This window comes from Nocardia xishanensis NBRC 101358 (genome assembly GCF_001613365.1).
Taxonomy (GTDB): Bacteria; Actinomycetota; Actinomycetes; order Mycobacteriales; family Mycobacteriaceae; genus Nocardia; species Nocardia xishanensis.
In genome coordinates this window covers 65,793-83,080 of the sequence record NZ_BDCF01000025.1, presented here as the reverse complement: position 1 = coordinate 83,080, position 17,288 = coordinate 65,793, and the positions used below count along the sequence as shown (strand labels likewise).

General features: G+C 68.6%; 14 protein-coding genes. 4 read left to right on the top strand and 10 right to left on the bottom strand.

What is annotated here, in order from left to right:
- Positions 1 to 7: 7 nt before the first annotated feature.
- Both NX1_RS20705 and hpf read left to right on the top strand, forming a co-directional pair.
- The gene (locus NX1_RS20705) at positions 8 to 670 is read left to right on the top strand and encodes a ComF family protein (RefSeq protein ID WP_068061935.1); all 663 of its coding nucleotides are present in this window, start codon (positions 8 to 10) and stop codon (positions 668 to 670) included.
- A gap of 324 nt (positions 671 to 994) precedes the next feature.
- Positions 995 to 1,669 carry a ribosome hibernation-promoting factor, HPF/YfiA family gene (gene hpf, locus NX1_RS20700; protein ID WP_068062019.1) on the top strand — a complete coding sequence of 225 codons (675 nt, stop codon included), beginning with the start codon at positions 995 to 997 and terminating at the stop codon, positions 1,667 to 1,669.
- Here hpf and NX1_RS20695 read toward each other — a convergent pair.
- The 4 genes from NX1_RS20695 to NX1_RS20680 all read right to left on the bottom strand — a co-directional run bounded on the left by NX1_RS20695 (position 1,656) and on the right by NX1_RS20680 (position 4,604).
- Positions 1,656 to 2,819, bottom strand: coding sequence for an MAB_1171c family putative transporter (locus NX1_RS20695; protein WP_068061932.1), 1,164 nt, complete (start codon positions 2,817 to 2,819; stop codon positions 1,656 to 1,658). The two genes, hpf and NX1_RS20695, sit on opposite strands and share 14 nt — an antisense overlap.
- The gene (locus tag NX1_RS20690) at positions 2,816 to 3,340 is read right to left on the bottom strand and encodes a zinc metalloprotease (protein ID WP_245668602.1); all 525 of its coding nucleotides are present in this window, start codon (positions 3,338 to 3,340) and stop codon (positions 2,816 to 2,818) included. Before NX1_RS20690 ends, NX1_RS20695 begins: the two co-directional genes overlap by 4 nt.
- 114 nt (positions 3,341 to 3,454) lie before the next feature.
- Positions 3,455 to 3,892, bottom strand: coding sequence for a hypothetical protein (locus NX1_RS20685; RefSeq protein ID WP_157119894.1), 438 nt, complete (start codon positions 3,890 to 3,892; stop codon positions 3,455 to 3,457).
- A 10-nt stretch (positions 3,893 to 3,902) separates the two neighbouring features.
- Positions 3,903 to 4,604, bottom strand: coding sequence for a helix-turn-helix domain-containing protein (locus NX1_RS20680; RefSeq protein WP_084501609.1), 702 nt, complete (start codon positions 4,602 to 4,604; stop codon positions 3,903 to 3,905).
- A gap of 407 nt (positions 4,605 to 5,011) precedes the next feature.
- Between NX1_RS20680 and NX1_RS20675 the strand changes: the two genes are divergently transcribed.
- The gene (locus tag NX1_RS20675) at positions 5,012 to 6,304 is read left to right on the top strand and encodes an acetyl-CoA C-acyltransferase (protein WP_068061922.1); all 1,293 of its coding nucleotides are present in this window, start codon (positions 5,012 to 5,014) and stop codon (positions 6,302 to 6,304) included.
- 209 nt (positions 6,305 to 6,513) lie between these two features.
- Here the strand turns inward: NX1_RS20675 and bluB are convergent, their stop codons facing one another.
- The 6 genes from bluB to NX1_RS20645 form a co-directional block, all read right to left on the bottom strand.
- Positions 6,514 to 7,236, bottom strand: coding sequence for a 5,6-dimethylbenzimidazole synthase (gene bluB / locus NX1_RS20670; RefSeq protein WP_174555501.1), 723 nt, complete (start codon positions 7,234 to 7,236; stop codon positions 6,514 to 6,516).
- Positions 7,237 to 7,344: 108 nt separating this feature from the next.
- On the bottom strand, positions 7,345 to 8,619 hold the full coding sequence (locus NX1_RS20665; protein ID WP_068061919.1) for a fatty acid desaturase family protein: 1,275 nt from the start codon (positions 8,617 to 8,619) through the stop codon (positions 7,345 to 7,347).
- 99 nt (positions 8,620 to 8,718) lie between these two features.
- Positions 8,719 to 10,158 (bottom strand): fatty acid desaturase family protein, encoded by a 1,440-nt coding sequence (locus NX1_RS20660; protein ID WP_068061914.1) that lies wholly within the window; start codon positions 10,156 to 10,158, stop codon positions 8,719 to 8,721.
- A 122-nt stretch (positions 10,159 to 10,280) separates the two neighbouring features.
- Positions 10,281 to 11,417: a ferredoxin reductase gene (locus NX1_RS20655; RefSeq protein WP_068061912.1), complete on the bottom strand. Its 1,137-nt coding sequence runs from the start codon at positions 11,415 to 11,417 to the stop codon at positions 10,281 to 10,283.
- Between the two features lie 220 nt (positions 11,418 to 11,637).
- The gene (locus tag NX1_RS20650) at positions 11,638 to 12,186 is read right to left on the bottom strand and encodes a DUF6912 family protein (RefSeq protein WP_068062016.1); all 549 of its coding nucleotides are present in this window, start codon (positions 12,184 to 12,186) and stop codon (positions 11,638 to 11,640) included.
- Positions 12,187 to 12,199: 13 nt separating this feature from the next.
- On the bottom strand, positions 12,200 to 13,618 hold the full coding sequence (locus NX1_RS20645; RefSeq protein ID WP_068061910.1) for a WS/DGAT/MGAT family O-acyltransferase: 1,419 nt from the start codon (positions 13,616 to 13,618) through the stop codon (positions 12,200 to 12,202).
- A gap of 648 nt (positions 13,619 to 14,266) precedes the next feature.
- Here NX1_RS20645 and secA point away from each other — a divergent pair.
- On the top strand, positions 14,267 to 17,107 hold the full coding sequence (gene secA, locus NX1_RS20640; protein ID WP_068061908.1) for a preprotein translocase subunit SecA: 2,841 nt from the start codon (positions 14,267 to 14,269) through the stop codon (positions 17,105 to 17,107).
- The last annotated feature ends 181 nt before the right edge of the window (positions 17,108 to 17,288 follow it).

The window sequence follows — 17,288 nt, the reverse complement described above, 5'->3', positions numbered from 1 at the left end:
TTCGGCCATGGGAGCCGCCGAGCACATCGCCGCCCTGCTGGACTTCGTGCTGCCCGCCGCGTGTGCGGGCTGCGATGCGGCGGGCGTCGGATGGTGCCCCGGCTGTGCCGCGGCGCTGACGGACGGTCCGAGGCGGGTGCGCCCGCGCACCGATCCCGGCGTGCCCTGCTGGGCGCTCGCGCCGTACACCGGTCCAGCGCGCCGGGCGGTGCTCGCCGTCAAGGAACGCGGCAGGCGCGATCTGAGCGAACCGCTCGGGCTGGCGATGGCGCGCGGGCTGGCTCGCTTGCGTACGCCCGGGCGTCCCCTGGTGTTGGTTCCTGCGCCGAGCCGCGGTGGCTCCGCGCGGCGGCGCGGCGGGGACCCGGTGCTGCGGACGGCGCGGGCAGCCGCGGGGTGGCTACCGGATTGCCGGATGGTGCCGATGTTGCGCGTGTGGTGGGGTGTGCGCGATTCGGTGGGCTTGACACCCGATGAGCGCCAACACAATCTGCGTGGCCGGGTATCGGTGCGGCACAGGCCACTCGCGCGACAGGGTGGCGCGGGGAACGCCGAGGTCGTCGTGGTCGACGACGTGCTGACGACCGGTGCGACGGTCCGCGAATCGGTCCGCGCGCTAGGCCTGGCCGGAGTCGAAACAAGTGCCGTCCTGGTGACGTGTTCGGCTTGACTCCGGGAAATTTGCGTGAACACTGGCGGACCGCCCGTTGGCGTACTACCGTCGCGATCACACACCCGAACCGAGAGTTTGGAGGTGGCGCCTCGGACAACTTCGTGTCGCGCGATTCCCCGGTGTGAGCCAAGCCCGAAGGCGTCAGCCTGTCTGACAACGAATGGGCTCTCGCGCACCCTCGACCCCGGATATCGCACGGCGCGGCTCAATCCCGCCGCACGGGAAATCGGTCCGTGCGGCCAGATCCGGGAGGTACGCGTGACGACTTCTTCACGTCCTTCAGTGAAAGACGCAGATCCTTCGGTGCTGGATGCCGGCGCCTTGGATGCGACAGAGCAACCCGCAGCGGACCAACCACGGGCCACTCGCGCCGACATCGTGGTGAAAGGCCGCAATGTCGAGGTTCCCGATCATTACCGAATCTATGTCGCGGACAAACTCTCCCGTCTCGAACGCTTCGATCCGTCGATCTTCCTCTTCGACGTCGAGCTGTTCCACGAACGCAACCGTCGTCAGCGCAAAGCCTGCCAGCGCGTCGAGATCACCGCGCGCGGCAAGGGCCCGGTCGTCCGGGCGGAGGCATGCGCGGACAGCTTCTACGCCGCCTTCGAGTCGGTGACCGCCAAGCTGGAGAGCCGGCTGCGCCGCACCAAGGATCGGCGCCGGGTCCACTATGGGGAGAAGACCCCCGTCTCGGTCGCCGAGGCCACGGCCGAGCTGGTCGACGATCAGCTGTTCACTTTGACGAACGGCGTCTCCGCGGTGCACGAGCACCCCGGTGAGCGCGGCGAGCAGGAGCCCGAATACGAGGCAGGTCCAGGCCACATCGTGCGCACCAAAGTGCACACCGCGACTCCGATGACCGTCGACGACGCCCTGTACCAGATGGAGCTCGTCGGTCACGACTTCTTCCTGTTCCAAGACAAAGAGACCGATCGACCGTCGGTCGTCTATCGTCGTCACGCTTTCGACTACGGCCTCATCAGGCTCGCATAGCCAAGCGCCGAAACAGTCCGGCCGACGCCCTCGAGGGCGTCGGCCGATTCGTCTCCGCGTCGACCGCGGCCCGCGCGGCAGGCCACGCGCGGGCCAGCGCCAGTAGCTGTCGCAGCTCGGTATCGAGGTCGCGGGACTCGGGCGCGCCGGTCCGAGGCGCGGCGTGCACGGGACCGCAACCCTCGGCCTTGGCGTTGATCGCGTACGCGATCCGCATCGCGTAGCTCTGCACCGGTCCGGCCCCGGCGGGTATCGGGAGGTCTTGCGGCGCATACCTGTTGAGGTGGAGCAAGGCGTCGCGGATCTCGACGGTCATCCGGATCAGCTTGACCTCCGGCTCGTCGCGTCCGTTCGACGCGGGATCGAGCACGATCTCCGGCACCGCGCCCGTCACATCCGTCCAGAGCGGGACGAGCCGATGGCAGAGACGCCGGGACCGATCCCAGCCCGCACGTGTCGCCAGCAGGTCGAACAGCGGCACGGCGAGCAAAGTGGCGGTGAGCACGATGACGGTGAAGGTCGGCCACGCCCAGCGGATCAGATCCGGGTCCTCGACGTGCACCCAGCCGCCGAACAACAGCGCCGAGAACGGCAAGCTGCTCGCCCCGACGGCCAACGCCGTGAGCAGCGCGCCGTAGACGAGTCGCTCCCGGCGGGTAGCGTCCTCGCTGACCAGTTCGCGGTACAGCACCTGCGCCATCCGGCGGCCGCACGCGATCGCGGGCAGGCAGAACGCCAGCGCTGAGACCGCCGACCACACGTCGGGCGTCTCGCCGAGCAGTGTGCCTTGCTCCCTGGCGGGTGTGCCGACGATCAGGATGACGGCGCCGCAGGCGGCGGCGATCAGGTCGTAGCGGCGCTGGCGCCGCCGCGCGCCGTTCGGGTCGGCGCCCGACCACAGCATGGCCGCGCCGTAGGCGCTCATGATCGCGAAGAGCATGCAGCCCATGGAGAGTTGGTGCATCAGGCTGCCGTGCCGCGGCGCGATTCCGCGCTCCAGCAGCAGCATTCCGATGCACGCCCACGCCAGCGCCCGGTTGAACAGCCGATCGGTGACGGTCTGGTGCAGCAGCGCCCAACGGCCGAACGTCACCATGGCGACGAACCCGATCAGCGGCGCCGCGACGACGCCGGGGACGGGCGAGTTCACCTGCGTCGGTCGCGGAAGAACGTGCGGTGCAACAGGGAGTCGCGGCGCGGCGGGCGCATCGCCTGCAGCATCACCATGTCGGCGAAGGTCTCGGCGTCGCGTTCTCTGCTGGTGCCGTAGTCGGTGCGACCGAGCACGTGCGCAATGGATTCCGGCGAGATCGATGGCAGCAGCTCGGCCACGGCGGCGAGGGTGTGCGTGGTCTGGTCGCTCGGGGCGGGCTCCGATTCCGGGCCGTGCCCGAGCAGCATGTGTCCGAGTTCGTGGGCGATGATGTGCTCGGCGTGCCATTCGGTGGTGTCGGCGCCGTACACGATGACATCGCTGTCCCGCTTGGCGATCCACAGCCCGCTGCCGGTGCCGCAGCCGGCGCCCGCGAGCACCGCGGTGTCCACCGGCTGCAAGGTGATCGGGCGGTCGCGGAACTCGGCGACGGCGTCGAGGTAGGTATTCAGATTCCACGGATGCGGTATCGGTACGTTTCGGGAAAGTTCCCGGAACCGGGTGTCCATACCGGCCATGCGATGCGCTCTCCTACAGCAAGTTCCGCGGTCCCGCCCCGTGTAGCTGACGATGGTACCCAGGATGGTGCGTGGTGGGCGACCCCGCGGTCGGCGCCTGCTTTCCGATGCGGGTCAGCGCGGCAGGTCGCTCGATCCCGCGGCGACGTCCTCGGTGCCGCGGATCAGCCGGGCGAGCATGGCCCGGTCCACGTCGGAGCCGCGCAGCGCGATGCTGGCGACATTGGCGTCGCGCATGGTGGCCAGCAGCTCGAGCTCCCTGTCGATGCTCGCGGCGGCCTGTCCGGTGGTGGTCAGATACCGTGGCGCGACGCCGAAGCAGGAGGCGATCGCCGCCAGTAGTTCGAATTCGACTGCCGCGCCGTCGTGTTCGTCGTCGAAGCGACCGCCGCGCAGCTCTTCGAGATAGCTGGCGGCGACCGCGCGCCGCAGCTGGCCGCTGACCTGTTCGGCGACGGATTCGGTGCTGCGTTCCGGCGCCGAGCGCGGATGCATCACCGCGAAGAGCCGGTTGATCTTGTGGCTCAGCGGTAGGCGGGTGGCCTCGGTCATGTCGATCACCTCAGTGCTTGCCGTTGCGATTCGGCGCGGTTGCGCTGTTGGCGGCCAGCCACCTGGCCCGGAACTGAGCCTCGGTCCCTTGGCTCACGTTCTCGGTGCGGCCGGCCAGCCAGCGTCGATAGCGGCGTTCCTCGAGTTCGGTCGCGTCGTCGGTGTCGGCGGGGACCTCGAGCAGATGCGCGAACGCCATTTCCACCAGCGGGTGCAGCTGGCGGCCCGGTCCGCCGTTGCGCTCCAGCATTACGGTCGCGTACCGGGCGGAGAGCCGGGACACCACCCGGTTCAGGTCCGAGATCGCCTCCACCACCGTGGGTTCGGTGGTCTGACCGCGTTCCACGGCGTCGGTCAGGCGGCCGGTGGCGGCGAGCAGTCCGGTGAGGTCGGAGATGTCGAACCGGATCGAGGTGGGGCCGGCCACGATCGACTCGTCGCCCGCGTGCTCGCCCCCTGCTTCCTTCGGCGCGGGCGCGCCGCCCGCGTACGCGCGCGCCGCACTGCCTGGCAGCCAGCGCAGCGGGGCGTCCAGCTTGTTCAGCGTGTGGGTGCTGATCGCGGCGTCGCCGTCCTCGATCTTCCGGATCGTCGGCGCGGAGGGCCCACCCAGATCGCCGATCTGGAGCTGCGTGAGGCCGAGCTCGTCTCGGCGTTCCTTGATGATTCGGCCGAAGCGCTTCTGCCGCGACAGCTCCGAAGGGCTTCTCATAGTGGGCGTCATAGTATGCCGAACTCCGGGCGAATGACAACTTCATAGAAAAGATTTGAAAAATCAGTGGAAAGAACGCTACTGTTCTTTCTGCGCCGGATGCGCGGTGCCGGCACTCGACGCGGTTCCGGGACGAGCAGGGGCGTTCGACGGAACGGGCGCTCCAGCCTGCGGCGCAACGGCGCGCCGCAGGTCGGCTCAGCGGCATCTGGAGGGGATCGCTGAGCCGCTCTGGGGCGCGCACGTTCGTCGCGTGGCATCGAATCCGGGGTCGTGGGGGACGGAAAGCCTGCCCGCCCGGAGGGGTGCGGGGAGGCGTTTTCCCGTCCGTTTCCCGTCCGTTGGCGTGGACGCGAAAACTTACTTCGGAGTAAGTTTGTGTTCTACGTCTCTGGAAAGGAATTCGCATGGCTTCCGACGCCGCTCGCCGTGCCGTTGTCGTGTCCGGTGCGCGCACCCCGTTCGTGCGGGCGTTCACCGGCTTCACCCGAATGGACTCCATCGCGCTTGCCGACGCCGCCGTTCGCGGTCTCCTGGAGCGCACCGGGCTGCCGGGCGCACAGGTGCAGGCCATCGTCTGGGGCGGGGTGATCCTGCCGAGCGCCGCGCCCAACATCGCCAGGGAGATCGCCCTCGACCTGCGCCTCGACCCCGGCTGCGAGGGCTACACGGTCACCAGGGCGTGCGCGTCCGGTCTGCAGGCGGTGACCGCCGCCGCGGCCGCGATCGAGCGCGGCGAATACGACATCATGATCGCGGGCGGCAGCGATTCCACCAGCAACGCCGAGGTGAAACTGCCGCAGAAGCTGGTGCACGCGGGCGCCCCGCTCGCGCTCGGCAAGCCGAAGCTGAAGGACTACCTCTCGGCGGCAGCGCAATTGGCGCCGTTCACCGACATCCTGCCGAGCAGGCCGAAGATCGCCGAGCGCACCACCGGCGAGGTGATGGGCGAGTCGGCGGAGAAGATGGCCCGCATCCACGGCGTCGGCCGGGCCGAGCAGGACGAGTTCGCGGCCCGCTCGCATCAGCGCGCGGCGGCGGCCATCGCTTCCGGGCGATTCGACGACGAGGTGCTGCGGGTGCGCACGCCCGACGGCACGGACATCGAGCGCGACGGACTCGTCCGCGCCGACACCAGCGTCGAGAAGCTGGCCAAGCTGAAGCCGGTGTTCGCCGCGGACGGCACCGTCACCGCGGGCAACGCCAGCCCGCTCACCGACGGCGCCTCGGCAGTGCTGCTGATGAGCGAGCAGAAGGCTCGCGAGCTCGGCTACCGGCCGCTGGCCGCGTTCCGATCCTGGAGCTATGTCAGCGTCGACCCCACCGACCAGGTGCTCATCGGGCCCGCCATCTCCATGCCGCGCGCGCTGGACAAGGCCGGAATGACGTTGTCGGACATCGACTTCGTCGACATCCACGAGGCCTTCGCCGCCCAGACGCTTTCGGTGCTCAGCGCGCTCGCCAGCGACGAATGGGCCAAGACCCGGCTGGACCGCGACACCGCCGTCGGCACCGTGGACATCGACAAGCTCAACGTGCACGGCGGCTCCGTCTCCCTCGGCCACCCTTTCGGCGCCACCGGAGCCCGCATGGTCACCACGATGGCGAACGAACTCGCCCGCACTGGCAAGAACACCGCCCTGCTCGGCATCTGCGCGGCGGGCGGCATCGGCGCGTCGGCGGTGCTCGAGCGAGTGTGAGCTGTGTTTTTGGCGCGCTGGCGCGCGCGGGTTCGCGGCCTCTTATGTCTCGCTTCTGAGCGGTCGAGACTCGCGACTTCGTCGCATGCGCTTCGACCGCTCAGAAGCGAGACGGCCGCGAACGGGCTCGTAAGACTCGCCCTGGGGTGGTTGGGTGAGCGCGGATATTGCGTCCGGTTGTTAGGAGCGCTTCCGTCGGCTGATCCGATTCAGAACGCCGCCACCGAGCCATGGTGCGGTTCGTCAGGGTGCGGCGTGTCCATCGCCGCGCTCGTCGGCGGTTCGGTCGCAAATCCGGTTCCGCCGAAGGTTTCTCGGTGCACCGCCTCGGAGAGCGGGCGTCCGGTGCGCCAGCCGAAGCGTTCCAGGTCTGGGACCGTTTGGAATTCGTGCACCGGACCGACGCAAAGCCATGCGACGGGGCGGATACCGGGCGGCAGGCCGACCAGGTCGGCGAGGAACGCCGGATCGTAGAACGACACCCAGCCCACTCCGATGCCCTCGGCGGTGGCGGCCAGCCATAGGTTCTGGATCGCGAGAACGGCCGAGTAGACGCCTGTTTCGGGGACGGTGGCGCGGCCGAGCACCTGCGGGCCGCCACGGTCGTGGTCGTAGCTGACGACGATGCCGGTGCCGCTCTCGACGATGCCCTCGATCTTGATCGGCTGAAAGGTCGCGGCCCGCTCGGGCGGCAGCGCGTCGTGAAACTCGACACGCTTGTCCGCCACGTGTTCGGCGAAGCGGCGCAGCGTCGCAGGATTCCGCACCACGACGAAATCCCATGGCTGCGAATTGCCCACGCTGGGCGCCCGGTGCGCGGCATCGAGAATCCGCCACAGCGTGGCCTCGTCGACGGGCGCCCCGGTGAATTCGGCGCGCACGTCGCGGCGCAACCGGATGGCCTCGTAGACGCTCAGTCGATCTTCGCTCACCCGGTCAGTCAACCAAAGCGGACCGGCGGGTTTGCACCCGCCGGTCCGCTTCGAAGGTTCGCTAGCGCGCCGCGCCGATAGTCCGCGACGCTTTGCCGGTGCGCAGCCTCACCGAGCCAGCCGGAGTGCGGGCTCACGGCGTGCCGCGCGGCGCGCGATGCGCCGCTTGCCCTCGGCCAGTGCGGTACGCAACCCGCGGCGCTTGCCGGTGACCGGGTCGATGGTGGTGACGGCGTTGCCGCCGAACCTGCGCTCGGAGGCGGTCTCCGGGGCATCGTCGGCCGTGTGGCGCAGGTACTTGTTCGGCAGCGCGAGTTTGAGAATCGTGCGCCAGGCCTTGAAGTACTGCACCGGAAGCGATCCGGTGGTGTAGGGCAGGTCGTACTTGTCGCACAGCGCGCGCACCCGCACCGCGATGTCGGCGTAGCGGTTGCTCGGCAGATCGGGGAACAGGTGGTGCTCGATCTGGTGGCTCAGGTTGCCGGTCATGAAATGCATGACGGGGCCGCCGGAGATGTTGGCGCTGCCGAGCATCTGACGCAGGTACCACTCGGCCTGGGTCTCGCCGTCGATGTCGGCCTTGGTGAACTTCTCCGCGCCGTCGGGGAAGTGGCCGCAGAAGATCACCGCGTTGGACCACACGTTGCGGATCATGTTGGCGGCCAGGTTCGCGGTGAGCGTGGAGAAGAACAGCGGGCCGGTGAGCGCGGGGAAGATCACGTAGTCCTTGAGCACCTGTTTGCCGACCTTGGTCAGCACCTCGCTGCGCTTGCGTTCGAACTCGGCGCGCTCCGGGCTGCCCTCCCTGTACCGGCCCGCGGCCAGCTTGCCGAGCTCGAGGTGCTGGATCGCAACGCCGTACTCGAAGAACAGTTGCAGCAGCAGGTTGTAGACCGGGTTGCCGATGTTGAACGGCTTCCAACGCTGGTCGCGGGTGACCCGCAGCAGGCCGTAGCCGATGTCGTCGTCCATGCCGAGGACGTTGGTGTACTTGTGGTGCAGGTAGTTGTGGGTGTGCTTCCAGTGCTTGGACGGGCCGGTGTTGTCCCACTCCCACGAGCTGGAGTGCACCTCGGGATCGTTCATCCAATCCCACTGCCCGTGCATGACGTTGTGCCCGATCTCCATGTTCTCGATGATCTTGGCGGTGCCGAGCAGGGCGACGCCGGCCAGCCAGGCGGGCGGTAGGAAACCGGCGTAGAGCACGGCGCGCCCGCTGATCTCCAGCGCGCGCTGCAGCCTGATGACATTGCGGATGTACCGCGCATCCGATTCACCGCGCGAGGATTCGATTTCCCGCCGGATCGCGTCGAATTCCGCGCCGAGCGCCTCCACATCGGCGGCGGTGAGGTGCGCGTACTCCTTGACATCCGAGATCGCCATGGTGGTTACAGTACCGTAAGTTACGACACCGTAGGTTATGGGATTCGCGTCTCTGCTGTGGCAAATCCCGCATTGCCGTCGTGACCGTCGAATGCTATATCAGGCGCGTCGCCAGCGCGCGGGGAAGACCTTCTCCCGCACGCCCTTCCGCCGCAGCGCCGCCCGCTCGGCGCGCGCCTTCTCCTGCAGGGTGAGCTTGGCCTCGCGCAGCAGCTCCTTCTCCTGCGTGGCCTTCTCCTTCAGCGCCCGCTTGGCCTCACGCAACACCTCTTTCTCGTGCCGAGCTTTCTCCTCCAGCACAACCTTCGCCTCGTGCAACGCCGAGCGGAGGCCGCGCCGCTGACCGGTCTCCGGATCGGTCAGCAGCCAGTTGTTGTCGGCCCAGCGCTCGGTGCTCGGCAGCGTGATGCCGGCGAACTTGCGCTCCGACGAGGTCTCTGGGGCGTCGTCGGCGGTCCGCTTGAGGAATCGGTCCGGCAGCGCCAGCTTGTGGATGGTGCGGAAGGCGAGCAGGTACTGCTTGGCCAGCGAGCCCGTGGTGTAGGGCAGGTCGTACTTGTCGCAGAGTTCGCGTACCCGCGCTGCGATCTCCGGGTACCGGTTGCTCGGCAGGTCGGGGAACAGGTGGTGCTCGATCTGGTAGCAGAGGTTGCCGCTCATGAAGGCCATCGCGGGCCCTGCCTTGAAGTTCGCGCTGCCGAGCATCTGGCGCAGGTACCACTCCGCGCCGGTCTCGTCCTCGAGCTGCTCGATGGTGAACTTCTCCGCGCCGTCGGGGAAGTGGCCGCAGAAGATCACCGCGTAGGCCCACAGGTTGCGCACCAGGTTGGCGGTGGCGTTGGCCTTCAGCGTCGACTTCCACGCGGGACCGGTCAGCGCGGGATAGATCAGGAAGTCCTTGGCGACCTGGCGCGCGATCTTGCGGGCGAACTCCCGGTTCGGCGCCGACAGCAGTTCCCGGCGCGGGACACCGGACAGCTCCTTCTCGATGCTCCAGTCGTGCAGCGCGATGCCCCACTCGAAGGTCGCGGCCAGCACGAGGTTGGCCAGCGGCTGCACCAGGTGGATCGGGCGCCACTCTTCGTCGCGGGTCATCCGCAGGATGCCGAAGCCGAGATCCTCGTCCTTGCCGAGGACGTTGGTGTAGGTGTGATGGGAGTAGTTGTGCGCGCGCCGCCACTGCGACGACGGCCCGGTCATATCCCATTCCCAGGTGCTGGAGTGGATCTCCGGATCGTTCATCCAGTCCCACTGCCCGTGGCTGACGTTGTGCCCGAGCTCCATGTTCTCGATGATCTTGGCGACCGAGAGCAGCGCGGTGCCCGCGAGCCAGGCCCAGCGGTTGCGGCTGCCGAACAGCACCGCGCGCCCGGCGACCTCGAGGCCGCGCTGGGCCGCGATGGTGCGGCGGATGTATTTCGCGTCGCGTTCGCCGCGGGAAAGCTCCACGGACCGCCGGATGCTGTCGAGTTCCTGCCCCAGGGTCTCGATATCGGCGGCCGTGAGGTGGGAGAACGATTGGATATCGGTGATGGCCACCGGAGTCCCTTCTCTGCTCGACTTATGCGGTCGAGGGTACCTGCGCTTCAGACGATATGGATGTTGTCTGCGGCGGAGCCCTGCGTGGTCACGCTGCGCTACCGCCTCCGGGCCTGACCGCCTCAGACGTCGAGTGTGCAATCACCGGCGGCGGCCGAGATACAGGTCTGCACCTTGTCGCCCTCGCGGCGCTCCTCGCCGTTGCGCAGGTCCCGGGCGTGTCCGGAACTCAATGTCACCACACAGGTCTGGCAGATACCCATCCGGCAGCCGAACGGCATCTGAACCCCGGCCGACTCGCCCGCCTCGAGCAGGCTGGTCGCGCCGTCGACCTCGACGCTGCGGCCGGACTTGCCGAAGCTGACGGTGCCGCCCTCGCCGATCGCCGAGCGTTCGATCTCGAACCGCTCCACGTGCAGCCGCTCGCCGATGCCCGCCGCGCGCCAGTGCTGTTCGATCTCGTCCAGCATCGCGGCGGGGCCGCAGGCCCAGGTGTCGCGTTCGCGCCAATCCGGGAACTTCGCGTCCAGGTCGGCGAGCGCGAACTTGCCCTGTTCGCCGGTCAGGTGCAGGTGCGGCTGGAAGCTCGGGTGCCGGTCGTGCAGCTCGCGCAGTTCCCCGGCGAACATCACGTCCTCGGCGGTGCGCGCCGAATGCAGATGCACCACGTCGGACACCACGCCGCGCCGGTCCATCGCCCGCAGCATCGACATCACCGGGGTGATGCCGCTGCCCGCGGTGAGGAACAGCACCTTGGCGGGCGGCGGGTAGGGCAGCACGAAACCGCCCTGCGGCGCCTGCAACCGGACGATCGTGCCCGGCTTGACGCCGCCGACGATGTGGCTGGACAGGAAGCCCTCCGGCATCGCCTTCACGGCGATCGAGATGACGCGCTTGCCGCCGTGCTCGGGGGCGCTCCAGTCCGGCGGGCAGGTCAGCGAGTACGAACGCCAGTGCCAGCGGCCGTCGACGAGCAGGCCGATGCCGATGTACTGGCCCGGCTGGAACTTGAAGTCGAAACCCCAGCCCGGCTTGATCACCAGGGTCGCCGAATCCGCGGTCTCCTTGCGCACGTCGACGATCCGGCCGCGCAGTTCGCGCGCCGACCAGAGCGGATTGGCCAGGTGCAGGTAGTCGTCGGGCAGCAGCGGCGTGGTCACTCGGGCGACGGCCCCGCGCAACACGTTGAGCCGACCTCCGCGATCGGCGACGCTCGCCGCGGGCGCTTCGAGCCAGTCGCGAACATTCTTGAAGACCATCGGTGCCGTTCGTCTTTCTGTCGAGGTGGCGACCGCCGTCGGGGTCGCTCTCGGCTAGGTTACGGCATCGTAGGTTAGCGGGCACGGGCGACCGCGCGCCCGCTTCCCGCCGCGGCTTCGAAACGCTTCCGGCCCAACGTGATTCGACCCGAGGATACGACCCGGCGTCTTCGCCACAACGCGGTTCCGCGCAGGGCATCCGACCCGACCGCGATCGAGTTCAGAGCAATTCGAGCAGGAACGGAAGTTCCTGCGCGGCGTACCAGGCGAGCTGGTGGTCCTCCGCGTCGCCGAGCACGAATTCGGCGTCGGCGTCACCGAGATCGGCCGCGTCGATGACGTCCACCGCCTTGGCCACCTCCGGCTCGGCCTCGGCCAGGTCGACGTGGATCGAGGCGATCCGCTCGTAGCCGATCGGCCCCGCGAGCTTGACCACCGCGTCGTCGAGGTCGGGCCGCAGCTTGGCGCCCGTGACGTCCGCGGCGATCACGGCCCGCCGGTACACCGGGCCGCCGGACGGCCGCGCCGCCGCGGGTTCGCCGTCCTCGATGTCCTCGACGATGGCCTCGCGTTCGGCGGCGAGCAGGCGCAGCGAGGCGCGGGCCGCCTCCAGCATCGCGACCTCGGCCAGCTCCTCGTCGTCGCCGGACGCGTAGGCCTCGCGCAGCGCGGGCGTGACCGCGAAAGCCGTGCCGCCGATCGGGAAGATCTCCCGCTCCTCGACCAGCGCGCGCAGCATCGGCACCGTCGCGGGTACGTACACCCGCAGTATGTTCTTCTGATCAGGCGCAGGCACCGAGCATCTCCTCCATGGACTCGTGCACCGCGGCGGCCAGCACCTCGATATCGGCCATCGCGTCGCGGTCGGCGTTGAGTCCGTAGAAGACCCGCCCGTCGTAGGACGTGATCCCGATGCTCGAGGCCTGATTGCGCAGCAGCGGCGACACCGGATACATCTCCAGCATCCGCGCGCCGCCGATGTACATCGGCGTCTGCGGACCCGGCGCGTTGGTGATCACCAAGTTGAACGTGTGCTCTGCGAACGTACTCGCCGCCCGCACGCTCATCGCATGCAGGCTGGCCGGAGCGAACCCGGCCATGTGCACCAGCGTGCGCGCACGCACCCCGCGCCGGGCCTTGCTGTTGGCCTCGGTGGCGTGTGCGATGTGCGAGAGCCGCATCACCGGATTGGGCTCGCCGACCGGCAGATCCAGCAGGAACGAGGACACCTCGCTCGCCGGCTCGAGCCGATCCCGGTCCGGGCCTTCGACGTACACCGACATCGGCACCACCGCGCGCAGCGTGGTCGATTCGATCAGCGCCTCACCGCGGGAGAGCAGCCAGTTGCGCAGCGCCCCGGTGACCACGGCGAGGATCGCGTCGTTGGTCGAGCAGTCGAAGCGGTGGCGGATCTTGCGGTAGTCGTCCAGGTCGGTGCGCACCACGTCGAAGCGGCGGCTGCGCGAGGTGCGCGCGTTGAGCGGGCTGTCCGGCGCGCCGATCGCGGCGGTGCGCACCGCGGAGACGACCGAGTCGACCGCGCGGCCCGCCGCGCCGATCATCGCGAAGGCGTCCGCGCTCGCGTCGCGGGCCACCTCGAGCGCCTCACGTGGCTGGGCAGCCAGATGAGTGAGCGCGCCGACCAGCAGCTCCACGTCGGTGGGTTCGCGAGGCGCCACCCAGGCGTCGTCGGCGAGGCCGCGCGGCGACGGGCTCGCATCGAGGATGACGTGCCCGATCTCCAGCGCGCCGATGCCGTCGACCAGCGCCGAATGGGTCTTGGTGAAGATGGCGCTGCGGCCCTCGCTGAGCCCTTCGATCAGATACATCTCCCACAGCGGCTTGCTCTGGTCGAGCGGCCGCGATGCCAGCCGCGCGACCAGGTCGTGCAGCTGTTCGTCGGTGCCGGGACTCGGCAGCGCGGAGCGGCGGATGTGATAGGTGATGTCGAAGCGGCTGTCCTCGACCCACACCGGTCTGCCGAGCGCGAACGGGATCTCGCGCACCTTGCGCCGGTAGCGCGGGACCAGGGAGAGCCTGCTTTCCACCAGATCGACGAGCCGGTCGTAGTCGAGGGGCGATTCGCCGTCGAGGAGGCCGTCGGTGTTGCGGACGATCGCGAGCGAGCCGATGTGGATCGGATTGCTGCTCGACTCGAGCCGATAGAACGCCGCGTCCTGCGGCGTCAAACGCGTGATCACGCTGCCCGGTGCTCCTTCCGATGCCGTGTCCCCGCCCCATTGTCGTTCGCGACAAGGAAAAGGTGGTGGATCCTGTGGCATATCCAGCGAAATCGGTACAGATCTTTACCCTTGGCAGCCCCCGGGGCAGGGTTGTCCGAGCTCGTTCGAGCGGGATGGGGTTTCGAGAAGGGTGGGGACTGCACAGTCGGCGACCGTCGCTTTCGCTCGCTCCGTATCAGGAGATCACGAGCCGCACTGCCCTTGCCGTCCCGCGCATATGCCGCTGCCACCGGCGCGTCGGACCCCTGCCATCGTATGGCACCTTCCTCCGAAGCGGCTCGGCTCGAGTGTGATTCGCCCCCGGTTTGCGGCGCGGCCGACGGACGCCGAGGCGTTGACCCGCGGATTCGCGTCCGCCACGGCCGTCGCACGCACCGCGAGGCGAGTACGGTGAGAAGCGACGCCTCGCGGCCGCCGCGGCGATGGCGCCCAGTACACACAGCCGGACGCGGCGCGTTCCGAGCCCACGCACATGGCCAGGGCGAACGCGGACGTCGCTAGCATGGTTGCAGCATTACCATGAGGCGTGCTGCGGATTCCGCCGTGCCCGGCGGAAGATGTGGGGGCCGAACATTTGACACACCGACCAGAGGACTGACGAGACCCGTGCCTGCGCTGACACTGACGAGGTTGCTACGGATTGGTGAGGGTCGCACCGTCAAGCGGCTCGCTCATCTGGCCGACGAGGTCCTCGCGCTCGACGCGGAGTACGAGCAGCTCACCGACGGGGAGCTGCGCGCGAAGACCGACGAGTTCAAGCAGCGCTACGCCGACGGCGAGAGCATCGACGACCTGCTGCTCGAGGCGTTCGCGGTAGCGCGCGAGGCGTCGTGGCGGGTGCTCAACCAGAAGCACTACAAGGTCCAGGTGATGGGCGGCGCCGCGCTGCACCTCGGCAACATCGCCGAGATGAAGACCGGTGAGGGCAAGACGCTGACCTGTGTGCTCCCCGCCTACCTCAACGCGCTGTCCGGCGACGGCGTGCACGTCGTCACCGTCAACGACTACCTCGCCAAGCGCGACGCGGAGTGGATGGGCCGCGTGCACCGCTTCCTCGGCCTCGAGGTCGGCGTCATCCTCGGCGGGATGAGCCCGGCCCAGCGCCGCGCCGCCTACAACGCCGACATCACCTACGGCACCAACAACGAGTTCGGCTTCGACTACCTGCGCGACAACATGACGCACTCGCTGGACGACCTGGTGCAGCGCGGGCACAACTTCGCCGTGGTCGACGAGGTCGACTCCATCCTGATCGACGAGGCGCGAACCCCGCTGATCATCTCCGGCCCTGCCGACGCGTCGTCGAAGTGGTACGCCGAGTTCGCGCGCATCGCGCCGCTGCTGAAGAAGGACGTGCACTACGAGGTCGACATCAAGAAGCGCACCATCGGCGTGCACGAGGCGGGCGTCGAGTTCGTCGAGGATCAGCTCGGCATCGACAACCTGTACGAGGCCGCCAACTCGCCGCTGGTCAGCTACCTGAACAACGCCGTCAAGGCCAAGGAGCTCTACCAGCGCGACAAGGACTACATCGTCCGCGACGGCGAGGTCATCATCGTCGACGAGTTCACCGGGCGCATCCTGGTCGGCCGTCGCTACAACGAGGGCATGCACCAGGCGATCGAGGCCAAGGAAGGCGTCGAGATCCAGCCGGAGAACCAGACGCTGGCCACCATCACGCTGCAGAACTACTTCCGCCTCTACGACAAGCTCTCCGGCATGACCGGTACCGCCGAGACCGAGGCGGCCGAGCTGCACCAGATCTACGGCCTCGGGGTCGTGCCGATCCCGACGAACAAGCCGATGGTGCGCGCCGACCAGTCGGACCTGATCTACAAGACCGAAGAGGCCAAGTTCTCCGCCGTGGTCGACGACGTCACCGAGCGGCACGAAAAGGGCCAGCCGGTGCTGATCGGCACCACCAGCGTCGAGCGCTCGGAGTACCTGTCCAAGCAGTTCACCAGGCGCGGCATCCCGCACAACGTGCTGAACGCGAAGTTCCACGAGAAGGAAGCCGAGATCATCGCCGAGGCGGGCAGGCCGGGCGCGGTCACCGTCGCCACCAACATGGCGGGCCGCGGTACCGACATCGTGCTCGGCGGCAACCCGGACATCATCGCCGACATCCTGCTGCGCAAGCAGGGCCTCGACCCGGTGGAGACGCAGGCGGAGTACGAGGCCGCCTGGCATCCGACCCTGGAGCAGGTCAAGCAGCAGACCGAGGAGGACGCGGAGGCGGTTCGCGAGGCGGGCGGTCTGTACGTGCTCGGCACGGAGCGCCACGAGTCCCGGCGTATCGACAACCAGCTGCGCGGTCGTTCCGGCCGTCAGGGCGATCCGGGCGAGTCGCGCTTCTACCTGTCACTGGGCGACGAGCTGATGCGGCGCTTCAACGGCGCGGCGCTCGAGGCGATCATGACCCGGCTCAACCTGCCGGACGACGTGCCGATCGAGGCGAAGATGGTCTCCAAGGCGATCAAGAGCGCGCAGACCCAGGTCGAGCAGCAGAACTTCGAGATCCGCAAGAACGTCCTCAAGTACGACGAGGTGATGAACCAGCAGCGCACCGTCATCTACGGCGAGCGCAACCGGATCCTGCGCGGTGAGGACATGGAGGGCCAGGTCCAGAACATGATCACCGACGTGATCACCGCCTACGTGGACGGCGCCACCGCCGACGGCTACGTCGAGGACTGGGATCTGGACAAGCTGTGGACCGCGCTGAAGACCCTCTACCCGGTCGGCGTGGACTACAAGGAGCTGACCGGTGAGACCGGCATCGGCGAGGCGGGCGACCTGACTCGCGACGAGCTGCTCGACGCCCTGCTCGACGACGCGCACGACGCGTACGACAAGCGCGAGCAGGAGATCGACGGCCTGGCCGGCGAGGGCTCCATGCGCAATCTCGAACGGCAGGTGCTGCTTTCGGTGCTGGACCGCAAGTGGCGCGAGCACCTCTACGAGATGGACTACCTCAAGGAGGGCATCGGCCTGCGCGCCATGGCGCAACGGGATCCGCTGGTCGAGTACCAGCGCGAGGGCTTCGACATGTTCGCGGCCATGCTCGAGGGCCTGAAGGAGGAGTCGGTCGGCTTCCTGTTCAACCTCCAGGTCGAGGTGCAGCAGCCGCAGCCCACCGGCGTCACCGTCGACCCCGGCCTGCGTTCCCCGGTCGGCGCCATGTCCGGCGCTCCGGCCCCGCTGCCCACCCAGGAAGCCCCCGCCGGCAACGGCGCCCCGGCCGCCTTGCGCGCCAAGGGCATCGACGAGCGCACCACCCGCGGCTTCAGCTACTCGGGCCCGGACGAGCGCGGCGGCGCCGAGATCCACAGCGACGCTGAAGAGTACGGCTCCGAGGGCGCCCACACCACGCGCCGCGAACGCCGTGAAGCGGCGCGCGCGGAGAGCAAGGGCAAGCGCGCTCCGAAGACGCGCCGTCGGCACTGATCGACCCGAACATCGAAGGCGCCCAGGGTTCCCCTGGGCGCCTTCGTCGTTTTCGACCTGCTCATTCGATTCGGAGTCGCGCGAACAACGAGGCATGCCGTCGTCACCGCTTGTCAGGGCGCACAAGTAGTGTGTGCTGGTCAGCCGCGAGCGAGGTGACTCCAGCGGCCCGGAGGGGAAG

What these genes read in the sequence shown, in the direction of transcription:
- NX1_RS20680 (WP_084501609.1), bottom strand. Translation starts at nt 4,604, where the DNA reads ATGAGAAGCCCTTCGGAGCTGTCGCGGCAGAAGCGCTTCGGCCGAATC.
- NX1_RS20705 (WP_068061935.1), top strand. Translation starts at nt 8, where the DNA reads ATGGGAGCCGCCGAGCACATCGCCGCCCTGCTGGACTTCGTGCTGCCC.
- NX1_RS20675 (WP_068061922.1), top strand. Translation starts at nt 5,012, where the DNA reads ATGGCTTCCGACGCCGCTCGCCGTGCCGTTGTCGTGTCCGGTGCGCGC.
- NX1_RS20685 (WP_157119894.1), bottom strand. Translation starts at nt 3,892, where the DNA reads ATGACCGAGGCCACCCGCCTACCGCTGAGCCACAAGATCAACCGGCTC.
- NX1_RS20655 (WP_068061912.1), bottom strand. Translation starts at nt 11,417, where the DNA reads ATGGTCTTCAAGAATGTTCGCGACTGGCTCGAAGCGCCCGCGGCGAGC.
- NX1_RS20690 (WP_245668602.1), bottom strand. Translation starts at nt 3,340, where the DNA reads ATGGCCGGTATGGACACCCGGTTCCGGGAACTTTCCCGAAACGTACCG.
- NX1_RS20665 (WP_068061919.1), bottom strand. Translation starts at nt 8,619, where the DNA reads ATGGCGATCTCGGATGTCAAGGAGTACGCGCACCTCACCGCCGCCGAT.